Consider the following 19,485-nt stretch of genomic DNA (forward strand, 5'->3'; position numbering starts at 1 on the left):
AGCGTGGCCGTAGGAAGAGCGGGGACCCCGTGGAACCGGCCGACCCTCCCCCTGCGGGGTCCGCCGGACTTTCCGGGGAGGGTCAGCTTCGGGCGCCGTCGACAGCGGCCGCGAGAACGGGAACGGCAGCCTTCGGCGCATCCGCGACTGCGGATGCTGCGACGAGGAAGGCGAACCGGAACATGAGACAGATCATGTCCGACGCGTCGCCCCACGTCGAACGGTTTTCCGCGGCTCCGGTTCACCTGAGGGACAGGATCCATACGGCGATCACACATCCGCTTCGGTTAGTGTCACCGAATGCTCGATGCCAACCGCTCTGGCACCGCCACGGCCTCTCCCCCGGCCGCCGCCAAGGAGCTGACCGTCGCCGTGCCCGCTCCGCCGAGCTTCGGCGTCCGCTGCACCCGCGTGCTGCTGTCGCCGTGGTCCCGGCTGTCCCTGCTCGTCGCCCTGCTGGCGGCGGCCGGGGCGTCGGTGCTGCTCTTCGAGCCCCAGAAGCTGATGACACAGGGCTGGCCGCCGCACGTGGCAGGCACCACCGCGGTGGTGGTCTTCGCCGTGGCGTACGGCCTGATCACGGTGGCGTTCGTACCCCGGCCGATCCTGAACCTCGCGTCCGGTGCGCTGTTCGGCTCGGCCCTGGGCATGGGCGCGGCCATGGCCGGCACCGTGCTCGGGGCGTGGATCTCCTTCGTGCTGGGCCGGATGCTCGGCCAGGAGGCACTGCGCCCGCTGCTGCGCGGCCGGCTCCTCAAGGCGGCCGACAACCAGTTCAGCAGGCACGGCTTCCGCTCGATGCTGGCGGTCCGCCTGTTTCCCGGCGTCCCGTTCTGGGCCGCGAACTACGCGGCGGCCGTCTCCCGTATGCGCTGCACACCGTTCCTGGTCGCCACCGCCCTCGGCTCGATCCCGAACGTCGCCGCCTACGTCGTGGCAGGCGCCCGCGCCTCGACCCCGACCTCCCCGGTCTTCCTGATCTCGGTGGCGGCGATCGTCGTCCCGGCGGTGGCCGGAGCAGTGGTGGCCTGGCGAAAACGCCACCACCTACGCCCCAGACAGTGACACCCCGTCACGACGCGACGCCCCGTCACCACAGCGCCCCGTAAGGGGCGCCGGGGGTGCCCCCGGCCGAAGGCTGGGGGAGGAACTGCGCGACCAGCCCCCACGACGCCGCGGCCGCCCGACAACACCACGCGGCCCCCCGGGCGCCCGGCGCCCCCTACCGCACCGCCTCCAGAATCATCGCGTTGGCCAGCCCACCCGCCTCACACATGGTCTGCAGGCCGAAGCGAGCACCGCGTTCCCGCATCGCATGCACCAGCGTCGTCGTCAGCCGCGTCCCGCTCGCCCCCAGCGGATGCCCGAGGGCGATCGCCCCGCCGTGCACGTTCACCTTGGCGAGATCCGCCCCCGTCTCCTGCCGCCAGGCCAGCACCACGCTGGAGAACGCCTCGTTCACCTCGAACAGGTCGATGTCCCCGATGCCGAGCCCGGCCCGCCGCAGCACCTTCTCCGTCGCCGGGATCACGCCGGTCAGCATGAGCAACGGGTCGGAGCCGGTGACGGCGAACTCGTGCAGGCGGGCCAGCGGCCGCAGCCCAAGCCTCGCCGCGGTCTCACCGGAGGTGATGAGTACGGCGGAGGCGCCGTCGTTGATCGGGCTCGCGTTGCCCGCGGTGACGTTCCACTCGATCTGCGGGAACCGCTCGGCGAACCCGGGGTCGTAGTAGGCGGGCTTGAGCCCGGCGAGGATCTCGGCGGTGGTGCCGGGCCGTACCGACTCGTCACGGGCGACCCCGTCCAGCGGCGCGACCTGGGCGTCGAAGAGCCCCGCTTCCCACGCGGCGGCAGCCTTCCGGTGCGAGGAGACCGCGAAGGCGTCCATCTCCGCCCGGCTGATCGACCACTTCGCGGCGATGAGTTCGGCGCTGATGCCCTGCGGGACCAGGCCCTCCGGGTAGCGCGCGGCGACTCCTGGCCCGAAGGGGTCCTTGCCGGCCGGCACGTTGGACCACATCGGCACCCGGCTCATCGACTCGACGCCGCAGGCGATCACGATGTCGTAGGCGCCGGACATGACGCCCTGCGCGGCGAAGTGCACGGCCTGCTGGGAGGAGCCGCACTGGCGGTCCACGGTGGTCGCCGGGACCGTCTCGGGGAAGCCGGCGGACAGGAGGGCGTACCGGGTGGTGTTCATGGCCTGCTCGCCGACCTGGTCGACGGTGCCGCCGATCACGTCGTCGACGAGGGCGGGGTCGATGCCGGAGCGCTCGACGAGGGTGCGCAGGGTGTGGGCGAGGAGTTCGACGGGGTGGACGTGGGCCAGCGACCCGTTCGGCTTGCCCTTGCCGACGGGGGTGCGCACGGCTTCGACGATGACTGCGTCACGCATCTCGGGGACCTCGATTGCCAGTCTCGATTACCGGTGAGTAGGAAATCCGAACCCACCATAACTCCGAGGGTTGGAAAATCCAACCCTCCACTAGACTGACCTCATGGCCGCCCCCAAGGACCCCCGCCCGTGTTCGATCGCCGACACCCTGGCGCTCGTCGGCGAGAAGTACTCCCTGCTGGTCCTGCGGGAGGTGAGCCTGGGCAACGGCCGCTTCGACCAGCTGGTGCGCAACATCGGTGCCCCGCGCGACATCCTCGCCACCCGGCTGCGCCGGCTCGTCGACGCGGGGATCCTCACCAAACGCGTCTACAGCGAGCGGCCGCAGCGCTTCGAGTACCTGGCCACGCAGGCGGGCGTCGAACTGGAGCCGGTCCTGTTGACCCTGATGGCCTGGGGCGACCGCCACCTCCACCCGGACGGCGACCGCCCGATGGTGATCGAGCACGGCTGCGGGGAGGCCCTCACCCCGGTCGTCACCTGCGCGGCCTGCGGCGACCAGGTGCGGCACGGGGAGTCGACGGCCCACCCGCAGGCACCCGGCTGGACCGTCACCGGGCCGGAAGCCGCCTGAGGGGCCGCTTCCCCGTCCTCACCACGGATGCGCCGCCAGGTAGTCGGCGATCTCCGCGCGCTCCCAGGCGCCGTCGGCGACGACGATCCGGTAGCGGCGCCTGAGGGTGTCACCGGGGGCCAGTTCCAGCTCGTCGTGGAAGGCCCAGGAGGGTGCGATGCCGGCGAACGGCTCGTTGCGCACGAACCAGTGGGCGGGATGGCCGCCGCCGGTGCCCAGGTGGTCGTTCTCCGGGGCGTGTTCGAAGACGACGGTGCCATGGCCGTCGGCGCCGTCGTGCTCGCCGGACAGGGCCAGCCAGGAGGACTGGGAGCCCATGCACGCCGCTCCCTCCCCCGCCGGGCCGACGATCCTGCCGTCCCGGAAGGCGCGCGGGCCGCGCCAGAACAGGCCGGTGTAGCCCGCATGTTCACGCCCGGCCGTGGTCGGGCTGCCGAACAGCAGCGGTTCGGCACGGCGGTTGGTGATCGCGCTGGTCCACGTCAGCGCCCAGGACCGCGCGCCGGGATCCACGTCGTGGACCTCGATGCGGCGGCGCTCCTCCGCCCACAGCGTCCCGTCGTACGGATGCCAGGTCAGCCGTTCGGCGACGACCAGGCGGCCGTCGGCCGAGGACAGCTCGTCGAACCCGGCGTGCCGCATCGAGCCGACGCGCTCCGGGACGGCCACGTACCCCTGGCCGTGGATGTACGAGTTGCCGCCCCACAGGTTCGCGCCGGACAGGTGCGAGGCGGTCAGGGAGATGCCCTTGTGCCAGCGGTGGTCGTTGGGCCGGTAGTCGGTGACGACGTCCCCGGCGAGGGTGCGCACCGGGTGCAGGTAGGGCCGCGGTGCCTCCCAGGCCCGCTCGGGCCGGTAGACGTACGAGAAGAGCTGCACCCCGGTGACCGGCTCGGTCACGGTGACCCGGTCGCCGTGGGTGTGGGTGATCCGCAGCTCGCCGCTCACTCGGACACCTCCGCACGCGCCGGCGCCCAGCCCGGGGCGTCCCCGTGCAGGACCGTGTAATAGGGATCACCCGGACCGATCTCGCCCGCGCGGACGGTCGTGTCGGTGAAGGCCGCCTTGTAGAGCGCGGTGACCAGCTCCAGGCTGGTGCGCCCGTCGGCGCCGCTGCCGCGCGGCCGCTGCCCGGCCCGCATCGCGGCGATCAGCTCACGCAGCTGGGCCAGGTGCGAGCTGGGCACGTCCGGGCCGAAGTCCCGCCAGACCGCCACCTCGTCGGCGGGGACGCCCGGGGCCGGGGTGATGCGCCAGTCGTCGTTGCGGTGGCCGTACAGGTGGGTCAGTTCGACCGTCGCCCGCTCGCAGTCGATGCGGATGCGGCTCACCTCGTCGGGGCTCAGCACGCTGTTCACGACGGTGGCCAGGGCGCCGTTCGGGAACCGGACCAGGGCGGTGGAGACGTCCTCGGTCTCCACGTCGTGCACCAGCCGGGCGGCCATCGCCCGCACCTCGCTCCAGGGCCCGAGCAGGTCGAGGAGCAGATCCATCTGGTGGATGCCGTGGCCCATCGCCGGGCCGCCGCCCTCGGTCGCCCAGCGGCCCCGCCAGGGCACCGCGTAATAGGCGGCGTCCCGGTACCAGGTGGTCTGGCAGTGGGCGACCAGCGGGCGGCCCAGCGCCCCCTCGGCGAGCAGCCGCCGCACCCGCGTGGACGCGGAGCCGAAGCGGTGCTGGAAGACGATCGAGGCGTACGGCCCGCCGTCCGTCCCCTCCGTCCCCTCCGCCGCCTCGACCGCGTCGAAGTCGGCGAGGCTCGGCACGGGTGGCTTCTCGCACCACACCCAGGCGCCGGCCCGCAGCGCGGCCACCGTCTGGTCCCGGTGCAGGGTCGGCGGGGTGCCGATGGTGACCAGGTCGGGCCGCTGCTCGGCGAGCATCCGGTCCAGGTCGGTGTAGGCGTGCGGGATGCCCGCCTCGGCGCACATCGCCTCGACGGCGATGGCATCGATGTCGACGGCCGCGACCAGCTCGGTCTCGCCCTCCGCGGCCAGCTGGGCGACGGCCGGCAGATGGGAGCCGCGCCCGATGGCGCCGGCGCCGACGACGGCGGCCCGGACGCGGCGGCCGGCGAAGGGGGCCGTGGAGCGGGGGGAGCGGGGCATGGACGTGATCAGCACTCCTCGGGCGTGTACCGGCGATGGGCGAACTCCCGCCCGAAGCGCGCCGCACACGCACCCCGATGTGCGGAGCAAGCGCTTTCTCCTGCAGAAACGTAAGCGGCGGCACCTTGACCGGTCAACACCCCGTGGCCGCCGGCGCGGCTGCCGAACCCCTGTGTCCCCCCTGTCACCCCGGCCCGCTACGCTGCCGTTGCACGCGCATGATCACGTGCGCCCGAGTGTTTCACGCGCAGCCGTGTGAGCAACCGCGCCTGCGTGAGCGCGTGTGCCCGCGCGACCACCAGCCCCCTCCTCACCCCTGGGACGCCGTACCTTCATGTCTTGGTTCGAATCGCTGGTCCTCGGACTCGTCCAGGGGCTGACCGAGTTCCTGCCCGTCTCCTCCAGCGCGCATCTGCGGCTGACCGCGGCCTTCTCCGGCTGGAAGGACCCGGGGGCCGCCTTCACGGCGATCACCCAGATCGGCACGGAGACCGCGGTGCTGATCTACTTCCGCAAGGACATCGGTCGGATCGTCTCGGCCTGGTTCCGCTCGCTGTTCGACAGGACGATGCGACGCAGCCACGATGCCCAGATGGGCTGGCTGGTGATCGTGGGCTCGATCCCGATCGGCCTGCTGGGCGTGACGCTGAAGGACCAGATCGAGGGGCCGTTCCGCGACCTTCGCATCACCGCGACCATGCTCATCGTCGTGGGCGTCGTCATCGGCATCGCCGACCGTCTCGCCGCCCGCGACGAGACCGGCGGCAGGCACCGGGCCCCCAAGCAGCGCAAGACGCTGGAGAACCTCGGTGTCAAGGACGGCCTGATCTACGGCCTCTGCCAGGCCTGCGCCCTGATCCCCGGCGTCTCCCGCTCCGGCGCCACCATCAGCGGCGGTCTGTTCATGGGCTACAAGCGCGAGGCGGCGGCCCGCTACTCGTTCCTGCTCGCCATCCCGGCGGTGCTGGCCTCCGGCGCCTTCGAGGTCAAGGACTCGGTGGGCGAGGGTCATGTGGACTGGGGCCCGACCCTGTTCGCGACGGTGATCGCGTTCGCGTCCGGCTACGCGGTGATCGCCTGGTTCATGAAGTGGATCTCCAACAAGAGCTTCATGCCGTTCGTCTGGTACCGCGTCGCCCTCGGCATCGTCATCATCGCCCTGGTCTCGGCGGACGTCCTGAGCCCGCACGCGGCGGAGTCGGCCGGCTAGAGCTCTGACCGCATCGGTTCGCCGCGTCGGTGGTCGTGGCGGTCGGATGCGCGGGACGTCGGACACGACTGCTGGGGGCGCGAGTGGTCGAGCCTGTCCGTGTGCGCGGACTGACCGACCATGAGGGGCAGAAACGGCAGCAGATCGCGCGTCGGGCAGCACCAAGTCGGTGCGCTACCGGCGCGCGATGATGCTGCCGGCCTCGGCCGGCGGGAGAGGATGCCGGCTGCTCGACAGCGGCCTGCGCGGCATCGCGGCCGCGGCGGCGTGCTCGGGTCGGGCGAGCGGTGGACGGGGCCCTTCGGCACCTCCCACGGACCGTGTAGAGACAGGGACTACCCGGCCAAGTCCGTCCCGTAGAACTGCTGGTCGCGATGGGACTCCATCGACTTCCACACCTGGAGCCCGCGACTGGCCCCGGAGACGTCGTAGTCCAGCTACCGCCCGTCGTTGTTGTCGAGGTTGGCGGCGTGATCGTCCCAGTAGTACGGGTGAGCGCCCCTCCAGTACGCGTCGGACTGGTCGCACACCGCCCCGTTGTTCCCGTTGGTGACCACCGCCGGCGCCCCTTGGGTGTCCCAGTCGGGGATGAGGCAGACCCCGTGGTCGGCGCCAGGGCCCATCCACACCGGACGGTTGTGGACGCCCTTGGACAGCACCTCCCACCAGTGGCTGCTGCCGTCGCAGGAGTGCGGATGCACTGACGAGCCCAGGTTGCTGCTGTCCGGCCGCAGGCACGCGCCCGGGCTGAGGTTCGTGTACAGGTTGATGTAGAAATCGGCGTGGGCGGGGACGGCACCCACAGTGCCTGTGAGTGCCGGCCCGGCGGTCGCGGTCATGATGCCCAGCGTCCTTCTGACCTTCTTCACGCGAGTCTCCCCGTCCGATACGCGCGGCCCTGTGCCGCGCCCATTTCAGGCGCGGCGCACCCTGACGGTGCGGGGGCCGCTGTGTATCGACGGCTGGTTCAGCAGTGGGGCATGTCCGTCCAGTGGAACCTGTATGCGCCGTCCACGAACGGCGCGAAGGTCCAGGCCACCTGATCCAGTGGGAACAGATCATCGGCCGTGGCGCCCACCTCCTCGGTGCGGTACCAGACGTCGCCCATATTGCCGACGCTCCCGCCGGACACCCAGCAGTCGGCCTCGATGAACTGGCCCGGCGAGAGGACGAGGCCGTTGTCGATCTTGTCGCATCCCGGGTCGGCGCACTTGTAGACGCCCACGTGGTACTGGGTGTCCAGCTGGATCACCATCGCCTCGGAGCCATGGTTGTTCGGGTTCGGGTCGGCGGACGCCTGAGAGGTCACCCCCAGGACGGATGCCCCAGTCATGGCGAGCGCGGCCAGCGCCTTGAACGCACGGGTCATAGTGTGTTTCCCCCTGATTCCTCTTGCCCCCGCGAGGCCGGTCCAGTTGCCACTTTCCGGGGGCATGCGGGCCCCCTGACGTCCGGGGGGCACAGATTTTGTTCCACCGATCACGTCGGTGAACATCAGGATCGACGCTAAGCACTACCGTCCTAGAACCGTCCTAGAACCGTCCTTGATCCGTCCTAGTGCTCTGACCGCATGGGTTCGCTCGGGGCGCCGCGGTGTGCCGTCCGTCGGCTGCGGCACCGTCGTGGCTGGTCGCGCAGTTCCTCCCGCAGCCTTCGGCCGGGGGCACCCCCAGCGCCCCCTTCGGGGCGCTGCACCACCGTGGCGACCGCAGGCCGGGGGGGGCGATACGGCCTCGCGCCGCACAGGGGCGCTCTCAGTCGCGGTCGGTGGCCGGGGTGCCCTGGTGGTGGTACATGCGCCAGCCCGTCTCCGTGTGTCGCCACAGGGAGCTGCGCCAGGCGCGGCGGCCCTGGTTGTCCGCGAGGTAGGTCAGGTGCACGATGCCCGGGGCCAGGACGGTCCCGGACATCTCGCTCACCGCGACCGGTGACTCGGGGGACACCGATGCGCCGCCGGTCACCGTCAGGATCGACGTCGCGTCCCAGTGCCGGCCGGAGACCCCGACCTCGGTGAACTCCGGGTCGAGAAGCTCCAGGACGAGGTCCGGGCGGGCGCGCACCGCGGGGTCGAGGAGCCGGAGCTCCGCGTCGATGGCCGCCTGTACCGCCCGCTGGTTCTCGTCCGTCATAGGCCGACCCTACGGACACCCGGCGGCCGGACCCAGCGAATATCCCGCCGGAGTTCAGCCCAGCCCGAGCAGCAGACGGGTCAGCTCGGCCGGCATGGTGATCATGCAGTCGTGACCGGTGGGCAGTTCCCACACCCGCTGGCTCGCCGGGACGGAGCGCCGGACGATGCCCTCCGGGACGTTCGCCACGCAGTGGATGTGGGTGCGCGGGATCGCGCCCACGGCGGGATCGTCCAGGCGCACCGGCTGTTGCAGGCTGCGCACCGACTGGTCGGACAGCAGGCCGCGCAGCCACGCCACGTCCGCCGCCTCGGTCACCCCGAACAGTCCGTAGGGCGGCGGCAGTTCGGGCAGCGGCGGGACCCGCCAGCCGCTGTCGGACGCAAGGGCCCTGTCGATCAGGTCCCGGGTCACGGGCTGGACGTCGGCCGCGGTCTCGCCGTGCTCCGGGACCATCGCGTCGAGGTAGACCAGGTGCCCTATGCGGTCGGGCACCTCGTTGGCGGCGCCCGAGACGACCAGCCCCGCGTAGCTGTGCCCGACGAGGACGACGTCGGTGAGGTCCTCGTCCTTGATCAGCCCGACCACGTCGGCCACGTGGGTGTCGAGGCCCACGTCCGGGCCGAGCAGATGGGCATTCTCACCGTGACCGGTCAGGGACGGTGCGTACACCCGGTGCCCGGCCGCCGCCAGCAGGGGGACCACCCGCTCCCAGCACTCCCCGCTGTGCCAGGCTCCGTGCACCAGCAGATACGTCGGCATGATCGCGCTCCTCGGTAGGTTCGTCGCTGTCACCGGCCACGCTCGCGGCCCCGCCGCGGAGGGGGCAGAGCCCTGCTGATCCTGGGGGTGACAGGGCCAGGCTCGAGCGCGGCGGCGGCGTTACGGTGGCGGGATGACCGACGAACCGAACCTGCTGGGCTCGTACGTGCGCGCCCGCCGCGAGCTGGTCACGCCCGAGCAGGTCGGCATCCCCGTGCTGGGGGTACGGCGGGTGCCGGGCCTGCGCCGGGAGGAGGTCGCGATGCTGGCGGGCATCAGCGCCGACTACTACCTGCGCCTGGAGCAGGGCCGCGACCGCAATCCCTCGGTACAGGTCCTGGAGTCCCTCGCGCGCGTGCTGCGGCTCGACGAGGCCGCGACCGCGTATCTGCTCCGTCTGGGCGCCGAACGGCCCCGCAGGCGCCGGCGCCGGGTCCGCAAGGAGACCGTCCCGCCGGGCGTCGCCCAGCTCGTCGCCGCCCTCCCGCTGCCCGCGCTGGTCGAGGGCCGGTACTTCGACGTCCTCGCCGTCAACGCCCTCGCGACCGCCCTGTCACCGCGTTTCTCGGTCGGCGCCAACCGGCTGCGGGACATCTTCCTCGACCCCGCCGAGCAGGCCCTGCACCCCGGCTGGGAGGAGGCCGGTGCCGGCATGGTCGCCGGGTTCCGGAGCTCCGTCGGGACCGACACGGACGATCCGCGTGTCATCGAGCTCGTCGGCGAACTCTCCGTCGCCAGCCCGCACTTCAGCCGCCTGTGGGCCCGCCACGACGTGGCGTCCTGCGACGGCGCGGCCAAGGTCGTCGACCACCCCGAGGTCGGCCGGCTGCGGCTGAACCGGGAGCGGCTCGGCGTCAGCGGCGCGGCGGGGCAGACCCTCGTCGTCTACCACCCGGACCCGGGAAGCAGCAGCGCCGAGAAGCTCGCCCTGCTCGCCTCGGCGCTGCCGACGGGGTGACGACCGGTCGACGATGGGGGTGGCGACGGGGTGGCGACGGCTGGGCACCTCATCTCGGCCATCCCCCGACTTCCGTCGTTTTCCTGGGATTTGGGGCCACCGCACCCGCTCCGGCAAGGGCGAAGTCCTGTATGGGGGCACCAGGGCCGGCCGGAGCCCCGGCGACACGTCCGGCAAATGCCAAGGCGCGGCCGTCCGTCCGCCGTGCCGCCCGTGACCAACCCCATACGGTCTGCGTAATGGCCCGGTAGCGCACGGTCAGTTCTTCCCCCTACGCTGTTTCTCATGTCCCCCGATTCCCGAACCCCTGGTTCCGTGCGGTCTGCTGCCGAGGTCAACGAGCACATCCGGGCGCTGTGGCTGCGTGCGGGCGGAACCCTGTCGGCGCAGGAGCGGACGGAGTACGAGCTGCTGGTGGTCGAGTGGGCCGCGGCGATCCGCGAGCAGATCATCGAGGCGGCCTGACGGGCCGGGGGTTCAGCGGCCGCCGGAGACGCGCAGCACCGTGCCCGTCGTGTAGGAGGCCTCGGGCGACAGCAGCCAGGCGATCGCGGCGGCGATCTCCTCGGGCCGGCCGGCCCGGCCCAACGGCGTGGTGTGACCGACCCGTTCGGCCCGGCCGGGGTCGCCCATCGCCGCGTGGATCTCGGTGTCGATCACGCCGGGTGCCACCGCGTTGACCCGTACGCCGTCGGGGCCGAGTTCCTTGGCGAGGCCCACGGTGAGGGCGTCGACGGCCGCCTTGGTCGCCGCGTAGTGGACGTACTCGCCGGGGCTGCCGAGGGTGGCCGCCGCCGAGGACACGTTCACGATCGCCCCGGTCCCCCGGGCCGCCATCACCTGGGCGGCACGGCGCGAACACAGCAGCGTGCCCAGCAGGTTGACCTCCACCACCCGGCGCAGGTCCGCGGTCCCGGCGTCGGCCAGAGGTCCGAACGGCCCGGTCACGGCGGCGTTGTTCACCAGTCCGGTGACAGCCCCCAACTCCCGTTCCGCCACGTCGAACAGGCCCTCCACCTCGGCCTCCACGGACGTGTCCACCCGGACGACGGCACAGCGCGCCCCGCTCTTCCGCACCCCCTGCGCGACCGCCTCGGCGGCGTCCCCGTCCCGCACGTAGCCGATCACCACATCGTGCCCGTCCGCCGCGAGCCGCAGACAGGTCGCCGCGCCGATACCCCGGCTGCCACCGGTGACCACCGTGACGGGACGTGCCATCTCAGACCTCCTCGAACCGACCGGAGAACGATCTTACGTCGGCACGTCGCAAGGCAGCCGAAGAGCGGCCCGATCTCGGTGGCGAGCACCGGTGGCGCGGCCGGTCAGGCCGACCGGCGGGCCACGCGGTAGCGAAGGTGGACGACCTTCGAGCCGAAGGTGCGGGATTCGACCAGTTCGAGGTCCACGCGGCGCTCGTGCCGGGGAAAGTACGGGATGCCGCCGCCGAGCAGCACCGGGTAGACACTGACCCGGTACTCGTCGATCAGGTCGAGCGCGGCCGCCGCCGCGGCGAGAGCCGCACCGCCGATCGCGATGTCGCCCTCCCCCGGCTCGGCCCGCAACCGCCGGATCTCCTCCGCCAGACCGCCGGTGGCCAGGCGGGCGTTGCCCGCCACCTCGGACAGCGTGGTGGAGAACACCACCTTGGGAAGCCGCTTCCAGACCTCGGCGAACTCGAGCGTCGAGAAGCCGAGCGACGGGTCCTGGCCGGCGCTCTCCCAGAACAGCATCGTCTCGTACAGCCGCCGCCCCAGCAGATGGACGCCGGCCTCCCGGACCTCGTCGGTGGCGAGGCGGAAGACCTCCTCGTCGGGCGCCGTCCAGTCGATGCCGCCGTCCGGCCCGACGATGTAGCCGTCGAGCGAGACGCTCAACGAGTAGGTCACGCTGCGCATCGGAAGTCCTCCTCGGTGACGGGTTCGACAGTACGACCGTCGGGCCCCGCAGGACTCATCGGCACACGGCGGCCAACAACTCGGCGACCGTGCGTTCGGGTTCGAACATCCCCGAATATCGTCCGTGCCCCTTGGCTCCGCCCGCCCGGTGCCCAACACTGAGCCGATGACGCAGCGTGTGGAGCTCGCGACCGTGATGGACCGGCTGGCCGTGGACGAGATGGTCACCGAGTACGCGGTGGCCGTCGACGACGGTGACTGGGCGGCGTACCGGAGGCTGTTCACGACGGACGGGCGGGCCGACTACCGCTCCGCCGGCGGGATAGAGGGCGATGCCGGACAGGTGGCCGGGTGGCTCGCGGAGAACCTGACCCTGTTCTCGATGCGGCAGCATCTGATCGTCAACCGCCGGGTGCGGTTCGGGAACCTGGACCACGACATCGGCGACACCGCCCGTCTGCAGGCCGACTACGTCAACCCGATGCGGTTCGCCGGCGGCGACGCCGGCTCCACCGCGCCGGACTTCGTGTGCGGGGGCCGGTACTCCTTCGCGTTCCTGCGCACCCGGGACGGCTGGCGGCTGCGTCAGGTCGTCGTCGAGGAGCGGTGGCGCAGGCTGCCCGACCCGCGCGCGGTGGCCATGTCCGACTGACCCCGCTCCCCTGCCCCCTGTCGGAGCCCGCGCCCCGTCCCGCACACTGGAAGGACCCGCAGGCAGGAGGCGATGGATGAGGACCGTCGAGCGCTGGCTCACCTCCCCGTGGCGGCGCAACTGCGCCGGGGCGCTCGCGGGCGCGCTGCCGGTGCTGGCCTTCCCGGCGCCGTCGCTGTGGTGGTTCGCGTACGTCGCGCTGGTGCCGTGGCTGCTGCTGGCCCGTTCGGCGCCGACCGGGCGGCGGGCCGCGTACGACGGCTGGTGCGGCGGGTTCGGGTTCATGGTCGCCGTGCACCACTGGCTGCTGCCGAGCCTGCACGTCTTCATCTTCCTGATCGCCGGTCTGCTGAGCGCGTTCTGGGCGCCCTGGGGCTGGGTGACCCGCCGGCTCCTTGGCGGGGTGCCGTCGCCGGGGCGGGCCGCGGCCGCCGTGCTGGTGCTGCCCTCGGGCTGGCTGATGGTGGAGCTGGTGCGGTCCTGGCAGGGGCTCGGCGGGCCGTGGGGCATGCTGGGCGCGACCCAGTGGCAGGTGGCACCGGCGCTGCGGCTGGCCTCGGTCGGCGGGGTGTGGCTGCTCAGCTTCCTGGTGGTGGCGGTCAACGTCGCGGTCACCGTGCTGGTGTCCGTACGGGAGGCCCGGGTCCCCGCCGTGGCCTCGCTGGTCGCCACGGCCGCCGCGACCTCGGCCGCCTGGGTGTGGTCACCGCGCCCGGACGTCGACGGTCACGCCCGGATAGCCGTCGTCCAGCCGGGCGTCGTCGACGGCACCGACAGCGGCGACCGGCGGTTCGACCGGGAGGAGCAGCTGACCCGGCGGCTGGCCGGGCAGCATCCCGACCTGATCGTCTGGGGCGAGAGCAGCGTCGGCCACGACCTCGGGGACCGGCCCGACCTGGCGCGGCGGATCGCCGCCCTGTCCCGGGAGACCGGCGCGGACATCCTGGTCAACGTCGACGCGCGGCGCTCCGACCGCCCCGGCATCTACAAGAGCTCCATCCTGGTCGGCGCCGACGGCCCGACCGGCGACCGGTACGACAAGATGCGTCTGGTCCCGTTCGGGGAGTACATACCGGCCCGTTCCCTGCTCGGCTGGGCCACCTCGGTCGGCAAGGCGGCGGGCGAGGACCGGCGGCGCGGCACCGGGCAGGTGGTGACGGACGTCGGCCACGGGCTGCGGATCGGACCGCTGATCTGCTTCGAGACGGCGTTCCCCGACATGAGCCGGCACCTCGCCCAAAACGGCGCCCAGGTGCTGGTCGGCCAGTCGTCGACCTCTTCCTTCCAGGACAGCTGGGCCCCCGAGCAGCACGCCTCGCTGGCCGCGCTCCGGGCCGCCGAGACCGGCCGGACGATGGTGCACGCCACCCTGACCGGGGTGTCCGCCGTGTACGGACCGGGCGGCGAGCGCATCGGGCCGTGGCTCGGCACCGACGCGAGCACCGCCCGGATCTACGAGGTGCCGATCGCCCGCGGGGTCACCCCGTTCGTGCGCCACGGCGACTGGCCGGTGGACGGCGCGCTGCTGGTGCTGGCCGCGTACTGCCTGGCCGAGGGAGTGCGGACGGTCAGGCTGCGCCGGAGCGCCGCCGAACCTCTCGTACCACCTGCTCGCACAGCTCATGAGTCGCCAGTGCGTCCCGGGCGCTGAGCACCTTCCCGGCACGGACGGCGTCCAGGAAGGCGAGCACGGCCTGCTCGATGCCGCGCTGCCGGGCGACCGGCACCCAGTCGCCGCGCCTGCGGACCGTCGGCTGGCCCTTGTGGTCGATCACCTCGGCGAGGTTGAGTACCTGGCGCTTGGTGTCCTGCCCGGAGACCTCCAGGATCTCCTCCGCCGAGCCGCTGAGCCTGTTCATCACGCCGAGCGCCGTGAAGCCGTCCCCGGCGAGCTGGAGGACGACGTGGTGCAGCAGGCCGTCGGCGACCCGGGCGCGGACGGTGACGTCCTCCACCGCGCCGGGGGCGAGGAAGCGCAGGGTGTCGACGACGTGGATGAAGTCGTCGAGGATCATCGTGCGGGGTTCCTCGGGCAGCCCGATGCGGTTCTTCTGCATCAGGATCAGCTCGCGCGGGTGGTCGGCGCACTGCACGTAGCCGGGGGCGTGGCGCCGGTTGAAGCCGACCGCCAGCGACACGTTCCGCGCCTCGGCGAGCGTGACAAGGCGGGTGGAGTCCTCGAGCCGGTAGGCGAGGGGCTTGTCGACGTACGTCGGTACGCCCGCCTCCAGCAGCCTGGTGACGATCTCGGGGTGGGCGACGGTGGCCGCGTGCACGAAGGCGGCGTCGAGGTCCTGCGCGAGGAGGTCGTCGAGGGTGGCGTGCCGGCGGCCCGCGGGCAGGTGGAGGCCGTCTCCGACCCGGGCCAGGGTGGCGGGGGTGCGGGTCTGGAGGTGGAGTTCGAGTCCCGGCTGCACGGCCAGCACCGGCAGGTACGCCTTCTGCGCGATGTCGCCGAGTCCGATGCAGCCGACCTTCACTGACGCTCCCCTAGCGGTTGCCCACACATGCCTGCGCGAAAGCATACGGGCCGATAATCCGTGGTGGGACCGGCCGGGGGTGCGCCAGGATGCCGGGCATGACGACCGAACGCCGTGCACCCGACGTCGACGCCGACGAACGCACCATGCTGGAGGGCTGGCTGGAGTTCCACCGGCAGACCCTCGCCGCGAAGTGCGAGGGCCTGACCGACGCCCAGCTCCGGACCGCCTCCGTGGAGCCGTCCCCGCTGTCCCTGATGGGGCTGGTGCGGCACATGGCCGACGTGGAGCGGTCCTGGTACCGCAGGGTCCTGGCCGGCGCGGAGGCGCCGCCGCTGTACTGGAGCGACGAGGATCCGGACGGCGATTTCCACCTCACCGACGCGGACACCTGGCAGGAGACCAATGCGGTCTGGCAGGCCGAGATCGAGGCAGCCCGCGGTGCCGCCGCCGGCTTCGGTCTGGACGACCTGTCCAAGGGCCGCCACCGCCGTACCGGCGAACGGTTCAACCTGCGCTGGATCCACACCCACATGATCGAGGAGTACGCCCGGCACAACGGCCACGCCGACCTGATCCGGGAGCGGATCGACGGCGCGACCGGCGACTGACGTCAGCCTGAGAGCCACCCGTCCCCCGTACGGGGCACGAGATCACCCGTGCGGGGCACCAAAGTGTTGTCGACGGTGTCAACCCCCGCGCCGAACCAGCAGAGTTGCGCGGGTGCATCGAACGACGTCCACCGCAGCGCTCCTGGTCACCGTGACCGTCTCGGCCCTCTCCGGCTGTGTGACGGTCCAGCACCCGGCGGCGCCCGGCCCGCCTCCGGGCACGGCGCCCTCGCTGCCGTCGGTGCCCCGCCCGGACGGCAGCTCCCAGCCGCGGGTGGTGCAGGCGCCGGTCAAGGAGGCCCTGGAGATGGTCGGCCCGTCCCGGCCGCCCCACCAGGCCGCCCCGGCCGCCTCGCACGCCCCGGCGCCCGCTCCCCCGGCCGGCCGTCGCCCCCCGGCGGCGCCGCGGGCCGCCGCGCCCCATTCCCCCACCGCCCACCGGTCGCACAGCCCACGGGCCGGCCTCCCCGACCTCTCCCGCTCCGCCCCGAAGGCCCCGGACGTGTGCGCCCTCGGCGAGCAGTACGGCGGCTGGGCGGCGGACAGCACGCAGGCGCGCGTCTGTGCACAGGCGTACGGGCGTTGAGAGCCCGGCGCGGCGCTACTCGGGCCGCTGTCGCGGTGGGCCCCAGGACTCTCCGCCGGGGTCGCCCGCGTCGCCGAGCCGCAGTTCCAGGCGGCTGATCGCGGTCCGGACCCCGTCGCCGTACCCGTCGTCGCCGAGGGCCGTGGCCGCGCCGCGGGCCCGGTGCAGGTGGCTGCGGGCGGCCTCGGTACGGTCGAGCTTCATGTAGTCGGCGGCGAGGTTCAGATGCAGGGAGGGGTAGAAGCCGCGCAGCCGCGCGTCTCCCTCCGCCTCGTCCGCCGCGGACAACGCCCGCAGGTCCCAGGCGAGTTCGTCGCCCGGGTCGTCCTGGGTGTCGGCCAGGTAGTGGGCCAGGGTGCAGCGGTGCAGCGGCTCGCCGTGCTCGCCGAACTCCGCCCACAGGTCGAGCAGGCGCCGTCGGGCCTCCTCGCGGTCCCCGGCGTGGTGCAGCATCACGACCTGCCCGATCCGCGTGAGCACGGCATCGGGTGCCGTGCGCTCCTGTCGCTCCGCCACGGGGCCCTCCGGGCTGTAAGCCGTTGTGTGCTGCCGACGCTAGACGGCGCCGCCGGGTTTGATCGGCAGGCGGCGCCGTTGGACCGCGGGCCGGTGGTCGGCTGCGCGCCGTACTGGCTTGTCGCGCGGTTACCCGCGCCCCTGACGGGGCGCGTTGCCCCGGTCGGCTTCGAGGCGCCCTCTGTGCGGGCTCAGCCCAGGTCCGGGATCCGCCAGTCGATCGCCTCGTGGCCCTGGGCCGCCACCGCCTCGTTGATCCGGGTGAAGGGGCGGGAGCCGAAGAACTTCTTCGCGGAGAGCGGGGAGGGGTGCGCGCCCTGGATCACCACGTGCCGGGTCTCGTCGATCAGCCGGAGCTTCTTCTGGGCGTAGCCGCCCCAGAGGACGAACACGGCCGGGTCGGGCCGCTCGGCGATCGCGCGGATCACCGCGTCCGTGAACTTCTCCCAGCCCTTGTTCTTGTGGGAGTTGGCCTCACCGGCGCGGACCGTGAGGACCGCGTTGAGCAGCAGCACGCCCTGCTGGGCCCACGGCATCAGGTAGCCGTTGTCGGGCACGGACTCCCAGCCCAGCTCCTCGCGCATCTCCTTGTAGATGTTCCGCAGGGACGGCGGGATCCGCACCCCGGGGCGGACGGAGAAGCACAGCCCGTGGCCCTGGCCCTCGCCGTGGTAGGGGTCCTGGCCGAGGACGAAGACCTTGACCTGGTCGAACGGCGTCGCCTCCAGGGCGGCGAAGACCTCCTCGCGCGGCGGGTAGACGGGACCCTTCGCCCGCTCCTCCTCGACGAACTCGGTCAGCTCCTTGAAGTAGGGCTGCTGCAGTTCGTCACCCAGAACCCCGCGCCAGGACTCGGGCAGCATGGCGATGTCGGTCACGTCAACGTCCTCACGAATTGCGGTCACTTGCAGATCCTGCTGGTATCGGAAAACCTACAGGCGGCCACTGACAACCGGTGCCGGACGGCGGTTTCACCAGCTGGTCTTGCGGTGCAGCTCCCACATCATCATGATCGTCGACGGGTCGAGCGCCTTCTCGCCGCCGGAGATGTCGTCGCTGGCCGCGACGTACTGGCGCCCCTGCCACAGCGGGATCAGCCGGGCGTCGTCGACGAGGATCTGCTGGGCCTCCTCGAAGTCCTTGACGACCTCGGCACGGTCGCTCTCGCTGCGGGACCGCGGCAGCAGCCTGCCGGTGATCACCGGGGACGGGTAGGGCGTGCCGAGGGCGTTCTGCTCGCCGACGAAGGGCGCGATGAAGTTGTCGGCGTCGGGGAAGTCCGGGAACCAGCCGCGGCCGAACACCGGGTACTCGCCCTTCTGGTAGCCGACGACATAGGTCTTCCAGGGCCGGCTCCTGAGGGTGATGGTGAACAGCCCGGAGTCGTCCAGCTGCTGCTTGAGCTGCTGGAACATCCGGCCGGTCTCGGAGCCGTAGCGGTCGGTGGTGTACCAGAAGGTGAGCGGGACGCGCCGGGTGATGCCGGCGTCGGTGAGGATCTTGCGGGCCTTGGAGGTGCTGGGGTCGCCGTAGTCGTCGAAGAAGCCGGTGGTGTGGCCGGTCAGGCCGGCCGGGACCATGGAGTACAGCGGGTCGACGGTGTCCTTGTAGACGGTGTGGGCGATCGCGGCGCGGTCGACGAGCTGGGCGACGGCCTTGCGCACGGAGGGCAGCTTGGCCCACGGGTCCTTGGGGTTGAAGACCAGGTAGCTGATGTCGGTGCCGGTGCCGTCGATCAGCTGCAGGTCGGTGCTGCGGTGCGCCTGCAGGGCGACGATGTCGGAGGCGGCGAGGCCGCGGTAGGTGACGTCGATGTCCCCGGAGCGCAGCGCCTTGACCATGGTGGCCGAGTCCTGGAAGTAGCGGATGGTCACCGCGTCGTTCTGCCGGTCGGCGAAGCCCTGGTACTTGTCGTTGCGGACCAGCTCGGCCCGTTTGCCGTCCTCGTAGGACTTCAGGACGTACGGCCCGGAGCCGTGCACGGAGGCGTCCTTGCGCAGCGAGTGGGCGGGGTAGTCGTCGGGGTCGACGACGGACATGGCCGGGGTGGCGAGCACGAACGGGAAGGTGGCGTCGGGCTTGTTGAGGTGGAAGACCACCTCGCGTTCGCCGGTCGTCTGGACCTGGGCGAGGCTGCCGAGCAGTCCGGCCGGGCCGCTGGGCGCGTTGATGCTGCGGATGCGGTCGATGGAGTACTTGACGGCCGCGGCGTCCAGCTTGTCGCCGTCGGCGAACTTCAGGCCGGAGCGCAGTTCGCAGCGGTAGGTGCGGGAGCCGGAGTCCGTGAAGGCGCAGTTCTGCGCGGCGTCGGGCTGCGGGGTGGTCGCGCCGTCGGGGTAGGCGAGCAGTGTCTGGTAGACGTTGCGGAACAGCTCCCAGGAGCCGTCCCACGATCCCGCCGGGTCAAGGGTGCTGGGGGCGCTGGTGGTGCCGACGACGATCGGTCCGCTGTTGTCCGCGCTGCTGTCGGAGAGCACCCCGCACCCGGCCGCCAGGGAGATGGACGCGACCGCGGCGACTCTTCGCAGGCCTCGGTTCCGGTTGAACACGCGCACGCTCCTCGATCCGCCGTACCAGGGGTCGGCGGCAGACCATACCGCAGCGTTGCG

The 19,485-nt window shown here is 72.1% G+C and carries 22 protein-coding genes; 9 read left to right on the forward strand and 13 right to left on the reverse strand.

Annotation, left to right across the window (positions count from 1 at the left end; all coding sequences use genetic code 11):
• Positions 1-300 precede the first annotated feature (300 nt).
• Positions 301-1,065, forward strand: a complete 765-nt coding sequence (locus AB0472_RS19145) for a TVP38/TMEM64 family protein (protein WP_366357633.1) — start codon at positions 301-303, stop codon at positions 1,063-1,065.
• Between the two features lie 157 nt (positions 1,066-1,222).
• Here the strand turns inward: AB0472_RS19145 and AB0472_RS19150 are convergent, their stop codons facing one another.
• Positions 1,223-2,395: a thiolase family protein gene (locus AB0472_RS19150; RefSeq protein ID WP_366357634.1), complete on the reverse strand. Its 1,173-nt coding sequence runs from the start codon at positions 2,393-2,395 to the stop codon at positions 1,223-1,225.
• 103 nt (positions 2,396-2,498) lie between these two features.
• On the opposite strand from AB0472_RS19150, the gene AB0472_RS19155 reads away from it, so the two are divergent.
• On the forward strand, positions 2,499-2,969 hold the full coding sequence (locus tag AB0472_RS19155; protein WP_366357635.1) for a helix-turn-helix domain-containing protein: 471 nt from the start codon (positions 2,499-2,501) through the stop codon (positions 2,967-2,969).
• An 18-nt stretch (positions 2,970-2,987) separates the two neighbouring features.
• On the opposite strand, the gene AB0472_RS19160 is transcribed toward AB0472_RS19155, so the two are convergent.
• Both AB0472_RS19160 and AB0472_RS19165 read right to left on the reverse strand, forming a co-directional pair.
• Positions 2,988-3,917 (reverse strand): PmoA family protein, encoded by a 930-nt coding sequence (locus AB0472_RS19160; protein ID WP_366357636.1) that lies wholly within the window; start codon positions 3,915-3,917, stop codon positions 2,988-2,990.
• Positions 3,914-5,077, reverse strand: a complete 1,164-nt coding sequence (locus AB0472_RS19165; RefSeq protein WP_366357637.1) for a Gfo/Idh/MocA family oxidoreductase — start codon at positions 5,075-5,077, stop codon at positions 3,914-3,916. Before AB0472_RS19165 ends, AB0472_RS19160 begins: the two co-directional genes overlap by 4 nt.
• Positions 5,078-5,411: 334 nt before the next feature.
• Between AB0472_RS19165 and AB0472_RS19170 the strand changes: the two genes are divergently transcribed.
• Positions 5,412-6,287 carry an undecaprenyl-diphosphate phosphatase gene (locus AB0472_RS19170; protein ID WP_366357638.1) on the forward strand — a complete coding sequence of 292 codons (876 nt, stop codon included), beginning with the start codon at positions 5,412-5,414 and terminating at the stop codon, positions 6,285-6,287.
• 437 nt (positions 6,288-6,724) lie between these two features.
• Here the strand turns inward: AB0472_RS19170 and AB0472_RS19175 are convergent, their stop codons facing one another.
• From AB0472_RS19175 to AB0472_RS19190, 4 genes are all read right to left on the reverse strand, one after another.
• The gene (locus tag AB0472_RS19175) at positions 6,725-7,156 is read right to left on the reverse strand and encodes a hypothetical protein (RefSeq protein WP_366357639.1); all 432 of its coding nucleotides are present in this window, start codon (positions 7,154-7,156) and stop codon (positions 6,725-6,727) included.
• A 98-nt stretch (positions 7,157-7,254) separates the two neighbouring features.
• Positions 7,255-7,656, reverse strand: a complete 402-nt coding sequence (locus AB0472_RS19180) for a hypothetical protein (protein ID WP_366357640.1) — start codon at positions 7,654-7,656, stop codon at positions 7,255-7,257.
• Positions 7,657-8,041: 385 nt separating this feature from the next.
• Positions 8,042-8,416 carry a DUF4440 domain-containing protein gene (locus tag AB0472_RS19185; RefSeq protein ID WP_366357641.1) on the reverse strand — a complete coding sequence of 125 codons (375 nt, stop codon included), beginning with the start codon at positions 8,414-8,416 and terminating at the stop codon, positions 8,042-8,044.
• 54 nt (positions 8,417-8,470) lie between these two features.
• Entirely contained in the window at positions 8,471-9,178 is a 708-nt protein-coding gene (locus tag AB0472_RS19190; protein ID WP_366357642.1) for an alpha/beta fold hydrolase, read from the reverse strand.
• Between the two features lie 133 nt (positions 9,179-9,311).
• On the opposite strand from AB0472_RS19190, the gene AB0472_RS19195 reads away from it, so the two are divergent.
• Positions 9,312-10,136, forward strand: coding sequence for a helix-turn-helix transcriptional regulator (locus tag AB0472_RS19195; RefSeq protein ID WP_366357643.1), 825 nt, complete (start codon positions 9,312-9,314; stop codon positions 10,134-10,136).
• A gap of 285 nt (positions 10,137-10,421) precedes the next feature.
• Positions 10,422-10,601 (forward strand): hypothetical protein, encoded by a 180-nt coding sequence (locus AB0472_RS19200; RefSeq protein WP_089105573.1) that lies wholly within the window; start codon positions 10,422-10,424, stop codon positions 10,599-10,601.
• A gap of 12 nt (positions 10,602-10,613) precedes the next feature.
• Here AB0472_RS19200 and AB0472_RS19205 read toward each other — a convergent pair whose 3' ends face one another.
• Together AB0472_RS19205 and AB0472_RS19210 are read right to left on the reverse strand one after the other, a co-directional pair.
• On the reverse strand, positions 10,614-11,354 hold the full coding sequence (locus tag AB0472_RS19205; protein WP_366357644.1) for an SDR family oxidoreductase: 741 nt from the start codon (positions 11,352-11,354) through the stop codon (positions 10,614-10,616).
• A 104-nt stretch (positions 11,355-11,458) separates the two neighbouring features.
• Entirely contained in the window at positions 11,459-12,031 is a 573-nt protein-coding gene (locus AB0472_RS19210) for a dihydrofolate reductase family protein (RefSeq protein ID WP_366357645.1), read from the reverse strand.
• Between the two features lie 166 nt (positions 12,032-12,197).
• On the opposite strand from AB0472_RS19210, the gene AB0472_RS19215 reads away from it, so the two are divergent.
• Complete coding sequence (locus tag AB0472_RS19215; protein ID WP_366357646.1) at positions 12,198-12,683, forward strand: nuclear transport factor 2 family protein; 486 nt, start codon at positions 12,198-12,200, stop codon at positions 12,681-12,683.
• A gap of 76 nt (positions 12,684-12,759) precedes the next feature.
• On the forward strand, positions 12,760-14,334 hold the full coding sequence (gene lnt, locus AB0472_RS19220; RefSeq protein ID WP_366357647.1) for an apolipoprotein N-acyltransferase: 1,575 nt from the start codon (positions 12,760-12,762) through the stop codon (positions 14,332-14,334).
• Here the strand turns inward: lnt and AB0472_RS19225 are convergent.
• Positions 14,252-15,163 (reverse strand): Gfo/Idh/MocA family oxidoreductase, encoded by a 912-nt coding sequence (locus AB0472_RS19225; protein WP_366357648.1) that lies wholly within the window; start codon positions 15,161-15,163, stop codon positions 14,252-14,254. The genes lnt and AB0472_RS19225 overlap by 83 nt on opposite strands.
• Before the next feature lie 98 nt (positions 15,164-15,261).
• Between AB0472_RS19225 and AB0472_RS19230 the strand changes: the two genes are divergently transcribed.
• On the forward strand, positions 15,262-15,774 hold the full coding sequence (locus tag AB0472_RS19230) for a DinB family protein (protein WP_366357649.1): 513 nt from the start codon (positions 15,262-15,264) through the stop codon (positions 15,772-15,774).
• 112 nt (positions 15,775-15,886) lie between these two features.
• A complete protein-coding gene (locus AB0472_RS19235) occupies positions 15,887-16,360 on the forward strand; it encodes a hypothetical protein (protein ID WP_366357650.1) in 474 nt (157 codons plus the stop codon).
• Between the two features lie 15 nt (positions 16,361-16,375).
• On the opposite strand, the gene AB0472_RS19240 is transcribed toward AB0472_RS19235, so the two are convergent.
• The 3 genes from AB0472_RS19240 to AB0472_RS19250 form a co-directional block, all read right to left on the reverse strand.
• Positions 16,376-16,876, reverse strand: a complete 501-nt coding sequence (locus AB0472_RS19240; RefSeq protein ID WP_366357651.1) for a hypothetical protein — start codon at positions 16,874-16,876, stop codon at positions 16,376-16,378.
• Between the two features lie 191 nt (positions 16,877-17,067).
• Positions 17,068-17,754, reverse strand: a complete 687-nt coding sequence (ung, locus tag AB0472_RS19245) for a uracil-DNA glycosylase (RefSeq protein ID WP_366357652.1) — start codon at positions 17,752-17,754, stop codon at positions 17,068-17,070.
• Between the two features lie 93 nt (positions 17,755-17,847).
• A complete protein-coding gene (locus tag AB0472_RS19250; RefSeq protein WP_366357653.1) occupies positions 17,848-19,425 on the reverse strand; it encodes an ABC transporter substrate-binding protein in 1,578 nt (525 codons plus the stop codon).
• Positions 19,426-19,485: the final 60 nt, after the last annotated feature.

Source organism: Streptomyces sp. NPDC086777 (assembly GCF_040702065.1).
GTDB lineage: Bacteria > Actinomycetota > Actinomycetes > Streptomycetales > Streptomycetaceae > Streptomyces.